At 61.3% G+C, this 16,467-nt stretch carries 15 protein-coding genes; 10 read left to right on the forward strand and 5 right to left on the reverse strand.

Features of this window, described 5'->3' with window-relative positions; all coding sequences use genetic code 11:
• Positions 1 to 190 precede the first annotated feature (190 nt).
• Entirely contained in the window at positions 191 to 1,843 is a 1,653-nt protein-coding gene (locus RSO67_RS19235) for a calcium-binding protein (protein WP_315840144.1), read from the reverse strand.
• A 576-nt stretch (positions 1,844 to 2,419) separates the two neighbouring features.
• On the reverse strand, positions 2,420 to 3,091 hold the full coding sequence (locus RSO67_RS19240) for a TetR/AcrR family transcriptional regulator (protein ID WP_315840145.1): 672 nt from the start codon (positions 3,089 to 3,091) through the stop codon (positions 2,420 to 2,422).
• Between the two features lie 150 nt (positions 3,092 to 3,241).
• Here RSO67_RS19240 and RSO67_RS19245 point away from each other — a divergent pair, with 150 nt between their 5' ends.
• The 9 genes from RSO67_RS19245 to RSO67_RS19285 are packed head-to-tail and all read left to right on the forward strand — an operon-like array spanning position 3,242 to position 12,076.
• A complete protein-coding gene (locus RSO67_RS19245) occupies positions 3,242 to 4,105 on the forward strand; it encodes a xanthine dehydrogenase family protein subunit M (RefSeq protein WP_315840146.1) in 864 nt (287 codons plus the stop codon).
• The gene (locus RSO67_RS19250; protein ID WP_315840147.1) at positions 4,102 to 4,614 is read left to right on the forward strand and encodes a (2Fe-2S)-binding protein; all 513 of its coding nucleotides are present in this window, start codon (positions 4,102 to 4,104) and stop codon (positions 4,612 to 4,614) included. Before RSO67_RS19245 ends, RSO67_RS19250 begins: the two co-directional genes overlap by 4 nt.
• Positions 4,611 to 6,983, forward strand: coding sequence for a xanthine dehydrogenase family protein molybdopterin-binding subunit (locus tag RSO67_RS19255; RefSeq protein WP_315840148.1), 2,373 nt, complete (start codon positions 4,611 to 4,613; stop codon positions 6,981 to 6,983). Before RSO67_RS19250 ends, RSO67_RS19255 begins: the two co-directional genes overlap by 4 nt.
• A gap of 29 nt (positions 6,984 to 7,012) precedes the next feature.
• Complete coding sequence (locus RSO67_RS19260) at positions 7,013 to 8,263, forward strand: ABC transporter substrate-binding protein (protein ID WP_089266640.1); 1,251 nt, start codon at positions 7,013 to 7,015, stop codon at positions 8,261 to 8,263.
• 19 nt (positions 8,264 to 8,282) lie between these two features.
• Positions 8,283 to 9,149: a branched-chain amino acid ABC transporter permease gene (locus RSO67_RS19265; protein WP_092140480.1), complete on the forward strand. Its 867-nt coding sequence runs from the start codon at positions 8,283 to 8,285 to the stop codon at positions 9,147 to 9,149.
• Positions 9,150 to 9,160: 11 nt separating this feature from the next.
• Positions 9,161 to 10,153, forward strand: a complete 993-nt coding sequence (locus RSO67_RS19270; RefSeq protein ID WP_315840149.1) for a branched-chain amino acid ABC transporter permease — start codon at positions 9,161 to 9,163, stop codon at positions 10,151 to 10,153.
• The gene (locus RSO67_RS19275) at positions 10,150 to 10,905 is read left to right on the forward strand and encodes an ABC transporter ATP-binding protein (protein ID WP_315840150.1); all 756 of its coding nucleotides are present in this window, start codon (positions 10,150 to 10,152) and stop codon (positions 10,903 to 10,905) included. Before RSO67_RS19270 ends, RSO67_RS19275 begins: the two co-directional genes overlap by 4 nt.
• Positions 10,898 to 11,602 carry an ABC transporter ATP-binding protein gene (locus RSO67_RS19280; RefSeq protein WP_092140474.1) on the forward strand — a complete coding sequence of 235 codons (705 nt, stop codon included), beginning with the start codon at positions 10,898 to 10,900 and terminating at the stop codon, positions 11,600 to 11,602. Before RSO67_RS19275 ends, RSO67_RS19280 begins: the two co-directional genes overlap by 8 nt.
• 27 nt (positions 11,603 to 11,629) lie before the next feature.
• Positions 11,630 to 12,076: a carbon monoxide dehydrogenase subunit G gene (locus RSO67_RS19285; RefSeq protein ID WP_315840151.1), complete on the forward strand. Its 447-nt coding sequence runs from the start codon at positions 11,630 to 11,632 to the stop codon at positions 12,074 to 12,076.
• Positions 12,077 to 12,088: 12 nt separating this feature from the next.
• Here RSO67_RS19285 and RSO67_RS19290 read toward each other — a convergent pair whose 3' ends face one another.
• Positions 12,089 to 12,976, reverse strand: a complete 888-nt coding sequence (locus RSO67_RS19290; RefSeq protein WP_315840152.1) for a LysR family transcriptional regulator — start codon at positions 12,974 to 12,976, stop codon at positions 12,089 to 12,091.
• A gap of 98 nt (positions 12,977 to 13,074) precedes the next feature.
• Between RSO67_RS19290 and RSO67_RS19295 the strand changes: the two genes are divergently transcribed.
• Positions 13,075 to 14,568, forward strand: a complete 1,494-nt coding sequence (locus RSO67_RS19295) for a CoA-acylating methylmalonate-semialdehyde dehydrogenase (protein WP_315840153.1) — start codon at positions 13,075 to 13,077, stop codon at positions 14,566 to 14,568.
• Positions 14,569 to 14,630: 62 nt separating this feature from the next.
• On the opposite strand, the gene RSO67_RS19300 is transcribed toward RSO67_RS19295, so the two are convergent.
• The gene (locus RSO67_RS19300) at positions 14,631 to 15,935 is read right to left on the reverse strand and encodes a sorbosone dehydrogenase family protein (RefSeq protein ID WP_315840154.1); all 1,305 of its coding nucleotides are present in this window, start codon (positions 15,933 to 15,935) and stop codon (positions 14,631 to 14,633) included.
• A 136-nt stretch (positions 15,936 to 16,071) separates the two neighbouring features.
• The gene (locus tag RSO67_RS19305) at positions 16,072 to 16,437 is read right to left on the reverse strand and encodes a response regulator transcription factor (protein ID WP_315840155.1); all 366 of its coding nucleotides are present in this window, start codon (positions 16,435 to 16,437) and stop codon (positions 16,072 to 16,074) included.
• Positions 16,438 to 16,467 lie beyond the last annotated feature (30 nt).

The raw sequence follows: 16,467 nt of genomic DNA on the forward strand, positions 1-16,467 counted from the left end.
TGCGAAGAAGCGAGCGCGAATGCGCTCGTACGCAACACATCCCGCACTGCGCGAGACGGCATTCCTCTCGCGACCATACTGGCCGCGATGATCCCCAAATTGGGGGGCCATGAAGGCCCCCCAAGTCGCTTTCATATGTGCGGATCACCGCGCATATGTCGTTCTTTGTCGCAGACTCAGTTCTGCGGGCTTACCAGTGCCACGAATGGTGATCCACGTGATGGTTGTTGTGGAGGCTGGCGAGATCCAGATGCGGCGCCAGAGTTGCGTCGGTGACGTCGCTCGAAGCCGTATCGGTTGCAGCCGTCGCTGCCGCAGCTGCAGCGGGCGAAGCGGATGCCTGGTTATGATGACCAACCCAGGAAAATTTGTTCCCATCCGTGAGATGAGAGAAATCCAGCCTGTGATGGTGGTTGTGCCCGGAGTTGCCGACGTCGGTGGCCGGAGCCGTCGTCGTCGGCTCGGTGGTGGCCGCCGCAGTCGAGGTGTCGACAACGCTGCTGGAAGCGGTATCCGTTGCGGCGCTCACGGACGCGGTTGCCGCGGATCCGTGGTGATGGTGTCCACCTCCGGATGACGTGCTTCCATCGGTCAGCTGGGAGAAGTCCAGCTTGTGATGGTGGTTATGCCCGGAGTGGCCAGCGTTGGTGGTCGGCGCCGTCGCTGGCTCCGTGGTCGTGGGCGCAGTCGAGGTGTCGACCGATGAGGTCGAGTCCGTCGTTGTTGACGTATCGACCGACGCTTTGTCGGTAACGCTGCTGGAAGCGGTATCCGTTGCAGTGCTCACCGACGCGTTTGCCGTGGATCCGTGGTGATGGTGTCCGCCTCCGGATCCGGACGATGTGCTTCCATCTGTCGATTGGGAGGAGTCAGCCCTGTGATGGTGGTTGTGCCCGGAACTGCTGGTGTCGGTGGTCGGCGCCGTCGTCGTTGGCTGGGAGGTCGTGGGCGTCGTCGAAGGATCGCTCGAAGACGTCGTGTCTGTCGAGGTGCCGCTATGCGACGTGTCGATCGGCGTTGTCGGGCTGCTGCTCGACGTATCGACCGGAGTCGTGCTTCCAGTCGACGTTGACCCCGTCGTCGTGGTGCTCGTATTGTGCTGCAGGAATACGTTCTGGAGCTCTTGCGAGTTTTCGAGCGCCACGTCTCCGTTCTGCGATCCCCAAGCATAGGCGTAGTCGAATGCCGGATTGGGAACGACAGATGCCCAATGGTCGAGCATTTGCTGTTCCTGCGCGGCGGTCGGCATCACATAGTGGCCTCCCTGATCGGTGACCCAGTTGCCGCCACCGAACGTCTGAAAGACCGGAACGATGCTGGCATGCGGAATCCCGGCGGCTTCAGCCGCAGCGACAGCCTTTTCAATCATGCTGTAGTCGACTGTCCCACTACCCGACCGCACCGGATACGGATCGATTCCGAAGAGGTCGATGTGGGTGTTTTCCGGAGTGTACGTATTCGCGAAGCTGGGATTATCTGAAGATCCCATGTTCATCATGGTAATGAACGTCTTCGCGCCCGGAACGTTGGCGTGAATCCAATCGGACTCAGCCTTCAGGTTTGCAGCGGTCACGAGGGTATTCCACTGCCCCGTGGGATCTGGCTCATCCTTAAGGAAGAAACCGTAGACGTTGGGATTACCGATGTAAGGTTTCACAGCGTCGATGAAGCTCTGGGTGACGCCATCGCCCTGATCGAGCCAGACGAGGCCCTTCACACCTGCTGGCAAAGCGTTCACTTGCTCCACCGACGAAACGTCGGCGAGATTGAAGCCTGCCTGAGCTGGAGTGAAGTTACCTTGCGCGTCGATGTTATCGCCGGATGTGTAGTGTAATGTTGCCAATACCGTTCCCCTGTATTGTGTTGACGAAGCCCCCAAGAAACTTCGTAAAAGAAAGTGCAGGTACGTAACTACAGTTCTGCATTAGCTTCGATCGAAGCGCCCATGGATTAACGTTTGTTTACGTTTGAGGCGGGAGTTTGGCGCGGCTTTGGGCAAAACGGTGAGTTTATTGTGCTAAAACTTGGAGGCTGGTATCAGAGAAGTGGTAGCACGGTGCGTAACGCTTCAATCTGTTCGCAGCGGTACTTTTAGTAATCCCGACACGGTGAACTACACAAACGCGCGCATAAGTATCGCTGAGAGAAATGATACTCGGTGACGCGCGTTTCGCTTTCCTCTGCTGTAGTTGCACCCGCGACAACGACAGCAAGCGTCTCTCCGACCTCGGCAATGAACATTTCGAGCGTCGCGCTTCGGAAAGCCCGCTATGCCGACGTGGTGCGATCTCACTCCTTCGCCGGAAAAGCGTGCGCCAGTACCGGCCGCATTAATGCCGCGGCAGAACCTGGTTCCGTCAATGCACTTCAAGTGCTCGGGCAACTTGATCAATCTGCCGGCGTGGCTGTGCCACAAGCGTCACGATGCCGATTGTACAAGCTCAGGCATCAGCTGTTTTGAGCCATCAAGAAACACCCTCACTGCGTCGTTGACGATGTCGTCCAGTCGCTCCGGTGTCGGCGTGTCGTAGACGAAACGCCGGATGGCTATATAGAAGATGCGGCCGTGCAAACCCCAGAACATTTCGACCTCGCGCTCCGACAGCGGCACCTGATCGCTTGAAGGCAGCTTCAACTCGTGACGAAGCTCGCGGCAGGCGGGCTCGATGATCTGTTCGCGGACGATCTGAAGATAGCGCTTGGTGATGTCGAAGGATTTCATGCCGGAGAAGACGAAGATTCTCACCCAGTTGTATTCGAAGACCTGCTCGACATATTCGAGATAGAAGCGCGACAACCGTGCCTGCAGCGACAGCGTGCGATCCTGGATCAGGCCGGCCCACGAGGGTGACCAGCGGCTGAGATAGATCTCTTCATAGACGCGCTCGATCAGCGCTTCCTTGCTCGGGAAGTGCCGATAGATGGCCGAATGGGTGATGCCCATGCGTTTCGCCAGTTCGCGCGTCTGCCCGCCGAAGCCGTGTTCGGCGAAGAATTTCACCGCTTCGTCGACGATGAAGCGCTCGCGCTCCGCCGCGCGCATGTTGCGACGCGGTGGCTTTTCAACTGATTTGATGGGCTTTTTTGCCATTTTTGCTTCGCGTTGCGGGAGTTCTGAATAGCTCAATTCGAAAAAGAGACCAAATGGTCATTTTAAGTTGACCCGGGGAAATCGACGTGTTCTAGATTTCCGACCAAATGGTCACAACTGGACGTCCGCGAGACGTTTAGGGAGAAGACGTTGAAGGCGAGGGCGTTCAACTATGTGAGGGCTTCCACCGTGGTGGAGGCTTTGAAAGCGTTCGAGGAAGCCGGCGACGATGCGAGTTACATCGCAGGTGGCCAGAGCCTCGTACCGGCGCTTGCCTTGCGTTTGCAGGCGCCGCAACTGCTGATCGACATCGCGCATATCTTGACGCTTCGTGGCATCGACCTGCAGGGTGATTGGTTGCGCATTGGCGCGCTCACCCGCCATCACGAAGTGCTGACCGATCCGTTGATCCGCCGGCACGCGCCGCTCTACAGCGAAGCCGCGCCGCATGTGGCGCATCCGGCCATACGAAACAAAGGCACGCTCGGCGGCAGTATTTCACACGCCGATCCGGCCTCGGAATTCCCGGCGATGACGTTGGCGCTGGGCGCTGAGCTCGAAATTGCTGGCCGCGACGGCGTACGTCGCGTGCCGGCCGACGATTTCTTCCTCGATTTGTTTCAGACAGCGATCGAACCGGGCGAGCTTCTTGTCGCGATTCACGTGCCGGTGGTTCGACCAAATCATCGCTGGGCCTTTCACGAGCTTGCGCGTCGGCGTGGCGACTTTGCGCTGGTGGGCTGCGGCATTCTCACCGAATTCGTCGATGACGTCGTCAAACAGGTGCGTATCGCGTTCTTCTCTGTAGGCAGCACGCCACTGCGCGCCCGGCAGGCGGAAGAAGCTCTGATCGGCAAGAGGCTGGATCAGGCTGCAATCGCTGCTGCGCAGGCCGTTGTCGGCGACGATCTCGATCCGCCTGAAGACGAGCACACGCCGCCTGCCATGAAGCGCCATCTGGCGCGCGTTCTTCTCGGCCGACTGCTGGGCGAGATCGCGAGGCAGGGCGCATGAACGATCTCGTCCATGTCACCATGACGGTGAACGGCACTGAGGTGTCGCACAGCATCGCGCCGCGCATCACGCTAGCGGATTTCCTGCGCCAGACGCTGGAACTGACCGGCACCCATGCCGGCTGCGAGATGGGCGTTTGCGGCGCCTGTCTGGTTATTCTGGATGGCCGCGTCGTACATTCTTGTCTGACCTTCGCGGTGCAGGCAAGTGGGGCGGCCATCGAGACCGTCGAAGGTCTTAGCGAGCGCACTGCGATTGCCGATCTTCAGGAGGCATTTCATCAGCGCAATGCCCTGCAATGCGGCTTCTGTACGCCGGGGATGCTGATGACGGCCCATGCCCTGCTGTCGCAGCCGGGCGTGCCGTCGCGCGAAGAGATCCGCGACGCGCTGTCGGGCAATTACTGTCGCTGTACCGGCTATGAAGCGATTGTCGATGCGATCGAGAAGGTCGCTCGCGACCGCGATGCTGGTGTGATTGCTCAGGCGTCCGAGGAGGTCAGCGCATGAGCGTGCTAACACCATTGGATCGTCCGAATTCCTATATCGGCCGCTCGGTCCCGCGCCCGAATGCCAAGCGGTTGCTGGCCGGTCGTGGTCGCTACGTCACAGATATCACGCTGCCGCGCATGCTTCATGTCGCCTATGTGCGCAGCCCATACGCGCATGCGCGCATCCTGTCGATCGACACGCAGACGGCACGTGAAATGCCCGGCGTACGTCTGATCGCGACCGGCGAGGACCTTGCGAAGCTCTGCACGCCATGGGTCGGCACCATGGATCACTTCAAAGGCATGAAATCGCCGCCGCAACTGCCGCTGCCTGTCGACAAGGTCGTATGGTCCGGCCAGGCGGTTGTCGCGGTCGTAGCCGATACGCGCGCACTGGCTGAAGATGCAGCGGAGGCGGTGTATATCGCGTTCGATGAACTGCCCGCCGTTGTCGATATCGACGCTGCGCGCGCACCGGATGCGCCGGTGATTTCACCGGAACTCGGCAGCAATCTCTGTTTCCATGGCAAGATCGACACCGGCGGTGTCGAGGATGTCTTCGCCGGCGCCGCGCATGTGGTGGAAGAGGAGTTTCACTTCGGTCGCCACACGGCGGTCACCATGGAGCCGCGCGCGATCATCGCTGATTACGATGCCAGCGAAGGGCAATTGACGGTGCATCATGCGACGCAGACGCCGTATCAGTTCCAGGATATCTATGCCCGCCACTACGGCCTCCCCGAATCCCGCGTCCGCGTGATCGCACCGGATATCGGCGGTTCGTTCGGTATGAAGCTGCACATGTATCACGAGGACATGGCGGTGATCGGGCTCAGCATGATGCTGGGCCGCCCGGTGAAATACGTCGCCGACCGGATCGAATCTTTCGTGTCGGATATCCACGCGCGCGATCATCGCGTCCGCGCACGCATGGCGGCCGATGCAGAGGGTAACATCCTGGCGATGGATGTGGAGGACGTTACAGGCATCGGGGCATTCTCGGCCTATCCGCGCACCAGTGTGGTCGAAGGCAATCAGGTCTACCGCCTGATGGGCGCGCCTTACACATTCAGGAATTATAGGGCCGATCTGCAGGTGGTGTTCCAGAACAAGGTGCAGATGAGCCAATACCGGGCCGTTGGGCATCCGGTGGCCTGCACCGTCACCGAGCGTCTGGTGGACATGATCGCCGACAAAACGGCGCAGGATGTGTTCGACATCCGCAGCCGCAACATGATCGCGGACGACGCCTATCCCTGTACATCTCCGACCGGCTACCAGTTCGAAGCGCTGTCGCATCACGCCTGTCTCGCCAGGCTGAAGGCGATGATGGGCTACGAGCGGCTGCGCGCCGAGCAGGCCGAACTGCGCACCAAGGGCATTCATCGCGGAATCGGTATCGCCACCTTTGTGGAAATCACCAATCCCGGCCCGGCCTTCTATGGCGTCGGCGGTGCGCGCATCTCGTCGCAGGATGGCGCCATCGTCAAGATCACGCCGTCGGGGGATGTTCATTGCTCGATTTCAGTGACCGAACTCGGGCAGGGCACCGAGACCATCATCGGGCAGATCGTCGCCGAACATCTCGGCGTCGATAGCAATCGCATCAAGGTGATGACAGGCGACACAGACACCACCCCGCATGGCGGTGCGACCTATGCCTGCCGTGGCGCCGGTATCGGCGGCGAAACGGCGTTGCAGGCCGCCAAGAAGCTCAAGGCCAATGTGCTGGCCGTGGCGGCGGCAATCTTGCAGGACGAACCGGAGAAGCTCGACATCCACAGTGGCTGGATCGTGGATGCCGCGACGGCGCAGCAGCGCATGGAGCTCTCCGAGATCGCGCGCATCGCTTACTTCCGGTCGGATACACTGCCGCCCGGCACGCAGGCGCAACTGTCGGTCGCGCATCATTACGCGCCGCAAGGCTATCCCTTCGCCTTCACCAATGGTGTCCAGGCCTGTCATCTCGAACTCGATGTCGAGACAGGTCTGGTCAAGATACTCAAGCTATGGGTGGTCGAGGATTGCGGCCGTGTCATCAATCCGTTGCTGGTCGATGAGCAGATCCGCGGCGGCGTCGTGCAGGGGCTCGGCGCGGCGTTCTTCGAGGAATGCGTCTACGGAGACAACGGCCAGCTCACCAATGGCTCGCTCGCCGACTATCTCGTGCCGATGGCGGTGGAGATGCCGGACATCGAAATCGGACATGTCGAGACGCCGACGCTGGATACCCAGCTCGGCGCCAAGGGTGTCGGCGAAGCCGGTACGGCTGCGGCATCAGCAGCAGCGCTTAATGCGATGAATGATGCGATGAAGCCATTCGGAGGCACGGTCGCGCAGGTGCCAATGACACCGGCGCGAATACTCAAGGCGCTTGGACACATCTGACCCATAAAAGAAATCAAACGGAGGACATCATGACGAAGGACATTCGAGACACCAAACGCAATCATATTTCGCGCCGCCACGTGCTGGCCGCGCTCGGCACCGGCGCGAGCGTCGTCGCCATGCCGTGGATTGCACGCGCTGCCGACGACACGATCCGCATCGGCTTTCCGACACCGCTGACCGGCCCGTTCGCGGCGGAAGCCAAGGATCAGGTCAAGAGTGCAGAGCTTGCCGTCAAGCAGTTCAACGACAAGGGCGGCGTCAACGGTCGCAAGATCGAGCTGCTGGTGCGCGATGACAAGCTCAATGGCGGCGAGGCCGCGACCCGCACGCTCGAGCTCATCGAAAAAGACAAGGTGCATGCGATTGTCGGATCGCTGTCCAGCGCGGTGCAGCTCGCGGTCAATGAAGTGACGCGTGCCCGCGGCGTGCTCTATGTCTCCATCAGCCAGTCCGACACCATCAACGAGGTCAAAGACTTCAGCAAATACACCTTCCATGAAGCGCTCAACCCGACCATGACCGCAGGTGCCGTGGCGCGGCACGCCTTCAAGAAGGGAACCAAGGTTGCGCATCTCGTGGCCGACTATGCCTATGGCCATGAAATGCTGCGCGGCTTCAAGCGTGCGCAGGCCGTAATCGGTGCTGAGACCGTCGGCGAGATCATGCACCCGTTCGGTGCCGCAGATTACTCGACCTTTATGCCGCGTCTGCGCTCGATGCGCCCGGACATCCTGTGCATCAGCAATTTCGGTCGCGATCAGGCTAATTCGATCAAGCAGGCGGTCGATTTCGGCCTCAAGCAGCAGGCCAAGATCGTTGTGCCTGTGCTGCTGCACAACCAGCGGCTGGCGGTGAGCCCGGAAGTGTTCGAAGGTGTCGTTGGCGGTTCTAACTACTATTGGGGCCTTGAGAGCCAGTTGCCGAGTGCCAAGGCGTTCAACGACGCCTATCGCGCGGCCAATGGCGGCGCGATCCCGACCGACTACGGCGCCTATGGCTATACCGGCGTCTCGTCGCTGCTGCAGGCGATGCAAGTGGCCGGCGGTACCGACACCGACAAGGTGATCGCGGCGCTGGAAGGCCTGAAATACGATGTCGCCAAGGGCCCGCAATATTATCGCAAATGCGATCACCAGTCGGTCCAATCGGTTCTCGTGCTCGAGTCCAAGAAGAAGGCCGATATGAAGGGCGACAGCGATCTGTTCAGCATCGTGGCCAATGAGCCGGCTTCGGAAAACGTGCTGCGCAGCTGTACGGAACTCGGCTTCCCGGCCTAAACGAAAGTACGCGCCTTCCATGGATACAGAACTCATCCTGATGCAACTCTTCTCCGGAGTTGCCCTCGGTGCGATCCTCGTGATCACCGCGCTCGGCCTGTCGATCATTTTCGGCATGCTCGGCGTGGTGAACTTCGCGCATGGCGCGCTGTTCATGGTCGGCGCCTATGCCGGGCTATGGGTCGCCTCATTGACCGGCAGTTTCTGGTGGGGGCTGCTTGTTGCCCCCATCATGATCGGCGTGTTCGGGATGGCGATCGAATATGTCCTGATCCGTCCGCTTTACGGCCGTTCGATCGACGATCCGCTTCTACTCACCTTCGGTCTCAGTTACGTGCTGGTGGAAGGCGTGCGCATCGTGTTCGGCAGTGACGGCATTCCGTTTCCCACGCCGTCGTCACTGACCGGCGTGGTCGATCTCGGCGTCGGTTTCTTCCCGATCTACCGCATCTTCGTCGTCGGCGTTGTCTTCCTGGTCGTGGTGCTGTTATGGCTCGGGCTGGAGAAGACCAAGTTCGGCCTGATCGTGCGTGCAGGAGCGCGTGATCCGACCATGATGAAGGTGCTTGGCGTCGATATCAGCAAGGTCTGGCTGCTGGTGTTCGGGCTCGGTGTCGGACTGGCCTCGCTCGGCGGCGTGCTCTCCGGCCCGATGCGGTCAGTCAATCCGGAAATGGGCGCCTTGGTGCTGGCCGAAGCCTTTGTGGTGACTGTCATCGGCGGCCTCGGCTCGCTGGTCGGCTCGATCATCGCGGGTCTTCTGGTCGGCGTCGTGATCAGCATGACCGCGCTGTTCGCACCGGAAATGGCGACCATCGTGATGTTCGCGCTGATGGCCATCGTCCTTCTGATCCGGCCGCAGGGCCTGTTCGGCAAACTCGCGTAACGGAGCGGACCATGACATCCCCGGCGCTCGCCGTTTCTCCTTCCGCCAGTGCGCGAAAGCCTGCGCGCTTCAAATCGCTCGTGACCAAGTATCGCGTTCCGTTGTCGATCCTCGCGCTATGCCTGCTGCCGTGGTTGCTGCCGTCCAAGGCGCTGGCAGTGAACGTCCTGATCTACGGTACGGTTGCCGTCGGCTATAATCTGCTATTCGGCTATACTGGTTTGCTGTCGTTCGGCCATGCGGCCTTTGTCGGCACCGGGGCCTACATCACCGGCATCGCCATCGGCCAGTTCGGTGTGCCCTGGTATCTCGCAGTGCTGATGGGCGTTATTGGCGGCGCATTGCTGGCCTTCGTCATGGGAGCACTATCCACGCGCACACGCGGCATCTACTTTTCGATGGTGACGCTCGCTCTCGCCCAGTTGGTCTATTACGTGGCGCTCCAGACGCCGTCCTGGACAGGTGGCGAGAACGGACTGCGCGGTTTCACGGTCAACAAGATCAACCTGTTCGGATTCGAGATCAATTTTCTCGACCCGGTCAACAAGTACTACGTGCTGATGGTATTCGCAGCGCTGGCGCTGTGGCTCGTCTCGCGCATTCTCAACTCGCCATTCGGCGCAGCCATCGAGGCGATCCGCGAGAACGAGCGTCGCGCACGGACCTGCGGCTACAATGTCGAGCGCACCAAGCTGCTGTCATTCACACTGTCAGGCACGATTTGCGCCCTCGGTGGCACCATGTCGGCACTGCATCTGGCCTTCGTGCCGCTGGATTCGCTGCACTACTTGTCCTCCGGCATGATCGTGATGATGACGCTGCTCGGCGGCGTCAGCAGCTTCTTCGGCCCGTTCATTGGTGCATTGGTTTTCCTGGTGATGGAGGACGTGTTCTCGCTGTGGACGTCGCACTGGCAGATTATTGTCGGATCCATCTTCGTGCTGTTCGTGCTGTTTCTGCCCAAGGGCATCTGGGGCACATTTCTCACAAAGGTCATGCGATGAACGCGCCGCTTCTCGCCGTCAACGATATCGGAGTGAGGTTCGGCGGCTTCGTCGCGCTGCAAGGCGTGACGACGGAGTTCCGGCCGGGCCGCGTCACCTCCATCATCGGCCCCAACGGTGCCGGCAAGAGCACGTTCTTCAACGTGCTGTCCGGCGTGCTGACGCCGTCCAGCGGATCGATCCGCTTCAAGGGGGACGATCTCAAGGGCACGAAGCAGCACGAATTCGTGCATCGCGGCATCGCGCGCTCCTATCAGATCACGAACATCTTTCCCGATCTGAGCGTCCACGAGAACGTACGCGTCGCAGCGCAAGCCAGCCGCTCGCGCTATAATATCTGGACCAACCGGAAGAAGTTCACGGAGCTGGATTCCAGGGCTGACGCGGCGCTGGAAGCCGTGGGGCTTGTCGGCAGGCGGGACGAGACCGCCAAGTTTTTGGCACATGGCCAGCAGCGCGCGCTGGAGATCGCCATCGCGCTGATCTCAAATCCGGAAGTGCTGCTGCTGGACGAGCCGACCGCGGGCATGGGGCCGGAAGAGACCAAGGAAATGGTGGCGCTGCTAGAGAAGCTTGCGTCTGAGCGCACCATCCTGCTGGTCGAGCACAAGATGAAGATGATCCTCGGCCTCAGCGACCGGATTCTGGTGCTGCATCATGGCCGGCTGATTGCGGACGGCTCACCGCGCGACATTCAGACGGACCCCGAGGTTCGTCGCGTCTATCTGGGACAGAACGATGGCTATGCTTGAAACCAAAGACCTGAACGCCTGGTACGGCGCCAGCCATACGCTGCATGGGGTCTCGATCTCGGTGGCGCAGGGCGAGGTCGTCGCACTGGTCGGCCGCAACGGCGCTGGCAAGACCACCACGATCCGTTCGGTCATGGGGTTGATGTCGAAAACCACGGGCGGCATGACCTTCGATGGCAATGACCTGACGTCGATGCCCGCGCATGATCGTTTCAGGCTTGGCCTTGCCTATGTGCCTGAAGAGCGCCGGATCATTCCTGGACTCACTGTGCGCGAAAATCTCCAGCTCGGTCTCGTCGCCAGCCGCGGCCAGATCAACGAGAAAGACGCGATCGAGGAAATCGCAGAGAGCTTTCCGCGCCTCAAGGAGCGTCTGGATCAGGAAGGCGTCACCATGTCCGGCGGCGAGCAGCAGATGCTGGCCATCGCGCGCGCGACCATCGCCAAGCCCAAGATGATCCTGCTCGATGAGCCCTCCGAAGGCATCATGCCGGTGCTGGTCGAGGAGATGGGCGTGCTGTTCCGCAAGCTGCGCGATCAGGGCGTCACGCTGCTGCTGGTCGAGCAAAATGTCGAATGGGCGCTGCGCCTTGCTGATCGCGCGATCATCATGGACCAGGGCGAGGTCGTTTACGAGAGCAGCTCCGCGGCACTGCTTGCCGACAAGGAAATTCAAGAACGTTATTGCGCGGTTTGACGCGCATGCTCGCAGACAGGTGATCCCATGCAGATGAAAGACAGCCAGACCGTCCCGGCTTCACGCGACAAGGTCTGGGCCGCACTCAACGATCCCGCTGTGCTGAAGCAGTGCATTCCCGGTTGCCAAGAACTCGACATGACATCGCCGACAGAGATGACGGCGGAGGTTGTGATCAAGGTCGGACCCGTGAAAGCGACCTTCGGCGGCAAGGTGACGCTGAGCGATCTCGATGCGCCGAACGGCTACAGGATCACCGGTGAAGGCTCTGGCGGTGTCGCAGGCTTCGCCAAAGGCGGCGCAGCAATCAGGCTCGAGGCGGCCGGCGACAATGAAACGATCCTGCATTACGAGGTCGATTCGCAGATCGGCGGCAAGCTGGCGCAGCTCGGCGGGCGACTGATCGACTCCACAGCCAAGAAACTGGCGGGCGAGTTCTTCACCAAATTCGGCGCGGTCGTCTCCGCAAGCTGAGCGTAACGCCAGCTATTGCACGACGAACTGGCTGCGGGCCTCGCGGACTTTGGCGACGATATAGCGCCGCACCTCGCGGACCCGGCTCGTGTCATGCGTATCGGGATGTGACACGAGCCAGTAGCTTCGCGTGAAGCGGCTGGCCGGCAGAATTCGCCGCAGTTCGGGATAAAGCTGCGCGGCATAATCGTGCAGGATGCCGACTCCGTGGCCCGCACGAACTGCTTCAAGCTGGCCGACCACGCTGCCGCATTCGAAGCGGCGGGTGATCAGTTTGCTGAAGGTCGATGCATAGTCCAGTGCGCGGCTGTAGATGATATCGTAGATATAAGTGATCAGCAGGTGGTCGGCGAGATCGCCGGGCTCGCGGATCGGCGTCGACCGAGCCAGATAGTCCTCCGACACGTAGACGCTCAGCGTGTAGTCGGTGAGTTTGGTACAGATCAGTTTCCCTTCGTCGGGGCGCTCCAGCGTCACGACTATATCGGCTTCGCGCTTGGCTAGCGAAAATGTGCGCGGCAGCGCCACGAGCTGGACGATCAGATCCGGATTGGCTGCGGCAAAGCCGCCGAGCTTGTCAGCCAGAAAATAATTGCCGAGGCCGTCCGGTGCACCAATCCGCACCGTGCCCGCCACCTTGTCAGCGGCCGATGTTAGCTGCGATCCCACCTTGAGCAGTTCGGATTCGGCGCGTTCCGCGGCCGCGAGCAGCGCAACCCCCGATGGCGTCAGGGACGAGCCCGTCGTCTGCCGGTTCAGCAGCTTTGTCTTGAGGTCTTTTTCGAGGGCGGTGAGCTGGCGCGCCACTGTCGCATGATTGAGTTTCAGCCGCTTGGCGGCACCCAGAATCTGGCCGGTACGGGCGACTTCCAGGAAAATCCGAACTTTGTCCCAATCCATCCCCGGACTCTATTTGCTGCACATCGAAGCCGCAATACTTCGCGTTGTTCGGGAAAGGGAAGCGGCGCAAGACCGCAGGAGCATCAAAGGAGAGTTCGATGGCTTCGGAAATCAAGCACTATATCGGCGGGCAGCTCGTTGCGGGCCGTAGCGGCCGGACTTCGCCTGTTTTCAACCCGGCCACCGGTGAGCAGACGGCTCAGGTGGGTCTTGCCAGCACGTCCGAAGTGGGCGCCGCGGTTGCTGCCGCGCTTGCAGCAGCAGAGAACTGGGCCGATACGCCGTCACTGCGCCGCGCCCGCATTCTCAATAAATTCCTGCGCATTTGTGAAGACCGCATCGACGATCTTGCCGCGGTCATCACCTCGGAGCACGGCAAGACGCTGTCGGACGCCAAGGGTGAAATCCAGCGCGGCCTCGAAGTCGTCGAATTCGCCGTGGGCGCTCCGCAATTGCTGAAGGGCGAAGTCAGCGAGAATGTCGGCACACGCGTCGACAGCTATGGCGTACGTCAGGCGCTTGGCGTCGTCGCCGGCATCACGCCGTTCAACTTTCCGGTCATGGTGCCGATGTGGATGTTCCCGGTGGCGCTGGCTTGCGGCAACACCTTCGTGCTGAAGCCCTCCGAGCGTGACCCATCGGCATCGCTTCTGATTGCCGAATGGCTGGCCGAAGCCGGTCTGCCGGCAGGTGTGTTCAACGTCGTGCATGGCGACAAGCAAGCCGTCGATGCGCTGCTGCATCATCCCGATGTTGCAGCGATCAGCTTCGTCGGATCGACACCGATCGCGCGTTATATCTATTCGACAGCTACCAGCACCGGCAAGCGTTGCCAGGCCCTCGGCGGCGCCAAGAACCACATGGTCGTGATGCCCGATGCCGATATCGATCAGGCGGTGGACGCATTAATGGGCGCTGCCTACGGCTCCGCGGGCGAACGCTGCATGGCGATTTCGGTCGCAGTGCCCGTCGGGGAGAAAACGGCGGATGCCTTGATCTCGAAGCTGGAGCCGAAGATTCGTGCGCTCAAGGTCGGGTCTGGCTTCAATGCTGAATCCGAAATGGGTCCGCTGGTGACCCAGCAGCATCTCGACAAGGTGCGCGGCTATGTCGATTCCGGCGTCGAGCAGGGCGCGAAGCTGATCGTCGATGGCCGGGACTTCCGGTCCAACGAAGGCGGCTATTTCATCGGCGGTTCGCTGTTCGATCAGGTGACGCCGGACATGACGATCTACAAGGAAGAGATCTTCGGGCCGGTGCTGGCCGTGGTGCGTACGCCGGATTATGCGACGGCAGCGCGCATGATCAACGACAACGAATACGGTAATGGCACCGCGATCTTCACGCAGAACGGCGACGTTGCGCGTGAATTCGCGCATCGCATCCGCGTCGGCATGGTTGGCATCAACGTGCCGATTCCGGTGCCCGTGGCATTCCATTCCTTCGGTGGATGGAAGGCCTCGCTGTTCGGCGATCATTCGATGCACGGGCCGGAAGGCGTCCGCTTCTATACCCGCCTGAAGACCGTCACCAGCCGCTGGCCAACCAGCATTGCGCAGGGGCCGGAATTCGTGATGCCGACAATGAAATAGGTCGGAGCGTGGGGCGCGCGATAACGCGCGCCTCACGAGCCCGCCGGATTATTCCGCGGGTCTTAGGCCGCGCCCGTCACACGCCAGATGACGTCACCCACATCGTCGGCCACCAGCAACGCGCCGTCCGGGGCGAGCGTGACGCCGACAGGGCGTCCATAGGACACCTTCTCGTCGGGTGCGAGGAAGCCCGACAAGATATCCCGCGGCGGTCCGGACGGCTTGCCGTTCACGAACGGGATGAAGACGACCTTGTAGCCGCTGAGCGTGCTGCGATTCCATGAGCCGTGCTGGCCGATGACCATGCCGTCCGGAAATCCCGGCAGCGTGCCTGCGGGCAGCCAGCACAGGCCGAGCGAGGCGGTGTGGCCGCCAAGCGCGTAATCGGGCGTGATCGCGGTGGCGACCAGCGCCGGATCCTGCGGCACGCGGTCGTCCACCGTCTTGCCCCAGTAGCAATAGGGCCAGCCATAGAAGCCGCCATCGCGCACCGAGGTCAGATAATCCGGCGGCGTCTCGTCGCCGAGGCCGTCGCGCTCATTGACCACGGTCCACAGCGCGCCGGTCGTCGGCTCCCATGCGAGACCGACGGGATTGCGCAAGCCGGCGCCGAAGATGCGGCTCTTGCCACTGGCGATATCGAGTTCATAGACAGCCGCGCGGCCTTCTTCGACCTCCATGCCGCCCTCAGCGATATTGCTCAGCGAGCCGACGCCGATATAGAGCTTGCTGCCATCCGGGCTCGGTAGGATGCTCCGGGTCCAGTGGCCGCCGGACTTGAAATTGGTGAGTTTCTTGCCCGGTGCCGTGATGCTGTCCGCGCCCGCCACATAGGGGAAGGCCACCACACCATCGACATTGCCGACATAGAACGTGTCGTTCAGCAGCGCCATGCCGAACGGCTGGTTCAGTCCCTCCATGAAGGTCTGGCTGGTCTCGGCGACGCCATCGCGATCCCGGTCGCGCAGCAGCGTGATGCGGTTGGCGCTGACACCGAGCGCCGCGGCCCGCCGCATCGTCGCCTGCATCGCATAGCCGAACATGTTGCGGACGGGACCGGCAACCTGCGTCGCCTCGGCGATCAGGACGTCGCCATTGGGCAGCACATTGATCCAGCGCGGATGTTTCAGGCCGGTCGCAAAGGCATTGACCTTGAGCCCGGGTGCGACCACGGGCTTCTGTCCCGCGGCCCAGCCCTGGGCAGTCGGCATCTTCAATGTGGGGATGGCGCCTTGCGGCTTCGCCTCTGGCACCACCGGCGCGCTGCCCCAGGCTGGCGCGTGTGTATTGCCCTGCAGGCGGCGCCATTGCAGCGCGGCACCGCCGATCACCGCGACAACGCGCGCAAATATTCCGGACATGCTCATATCATTCCCCCATGTAAGTGCGCGCACACTATCCGACACCTACGCGCGTTAAAACCTTCGCGTGACGGCGTGCTGGGCATGTGAGCCCATCGCTATTGGGGGATCGGCGCCATGCATCTTCGGAAGAGCAGTGCGGCTATGGCGCCGCGATGGCCTGGTTGATGCATGCGGCGAGTTCGTCGACTTCGAACGGCTTGTTGAGGATGCAGGGCGTGCTGCCCAGTCGCGCGCGCACTTTCTCTTCGGAATTGGCGGTGATGAAAATGACCGGCGTCTGGTTCTTGTCCGAGCGCATGCGCTCATAGAGGTCGATGCCGGTCAGGCCCGGCATTTCGACGTCGGTCACCACGCAGGACGTCTCGCGGACCACCGGCGAGGTCAGAAACGCTTCGGCGGATTCGAAGCTGAGGACGACAAAGCCCAGCGATCGCAGCAGGCTTTCAAGCGCGCGGCGAACCGACGAGGAATCGTCGATGATGGCAATGGCATGTTCAGAGTTCAACGCAATCTCCACACGGCGGCTTTGACAGCG

The sequence above is a fragment of the Tardiphaga sp. 709 genome, assembly GCF_032401055.1.
In the GTDB taxonomy this organism is placed as follows: domain Bacteria; phylum Pseudomonadota; class Alphaproteobacteria; order Rhizobiales; family Xanthobacteraceae; genus Tardiphaga.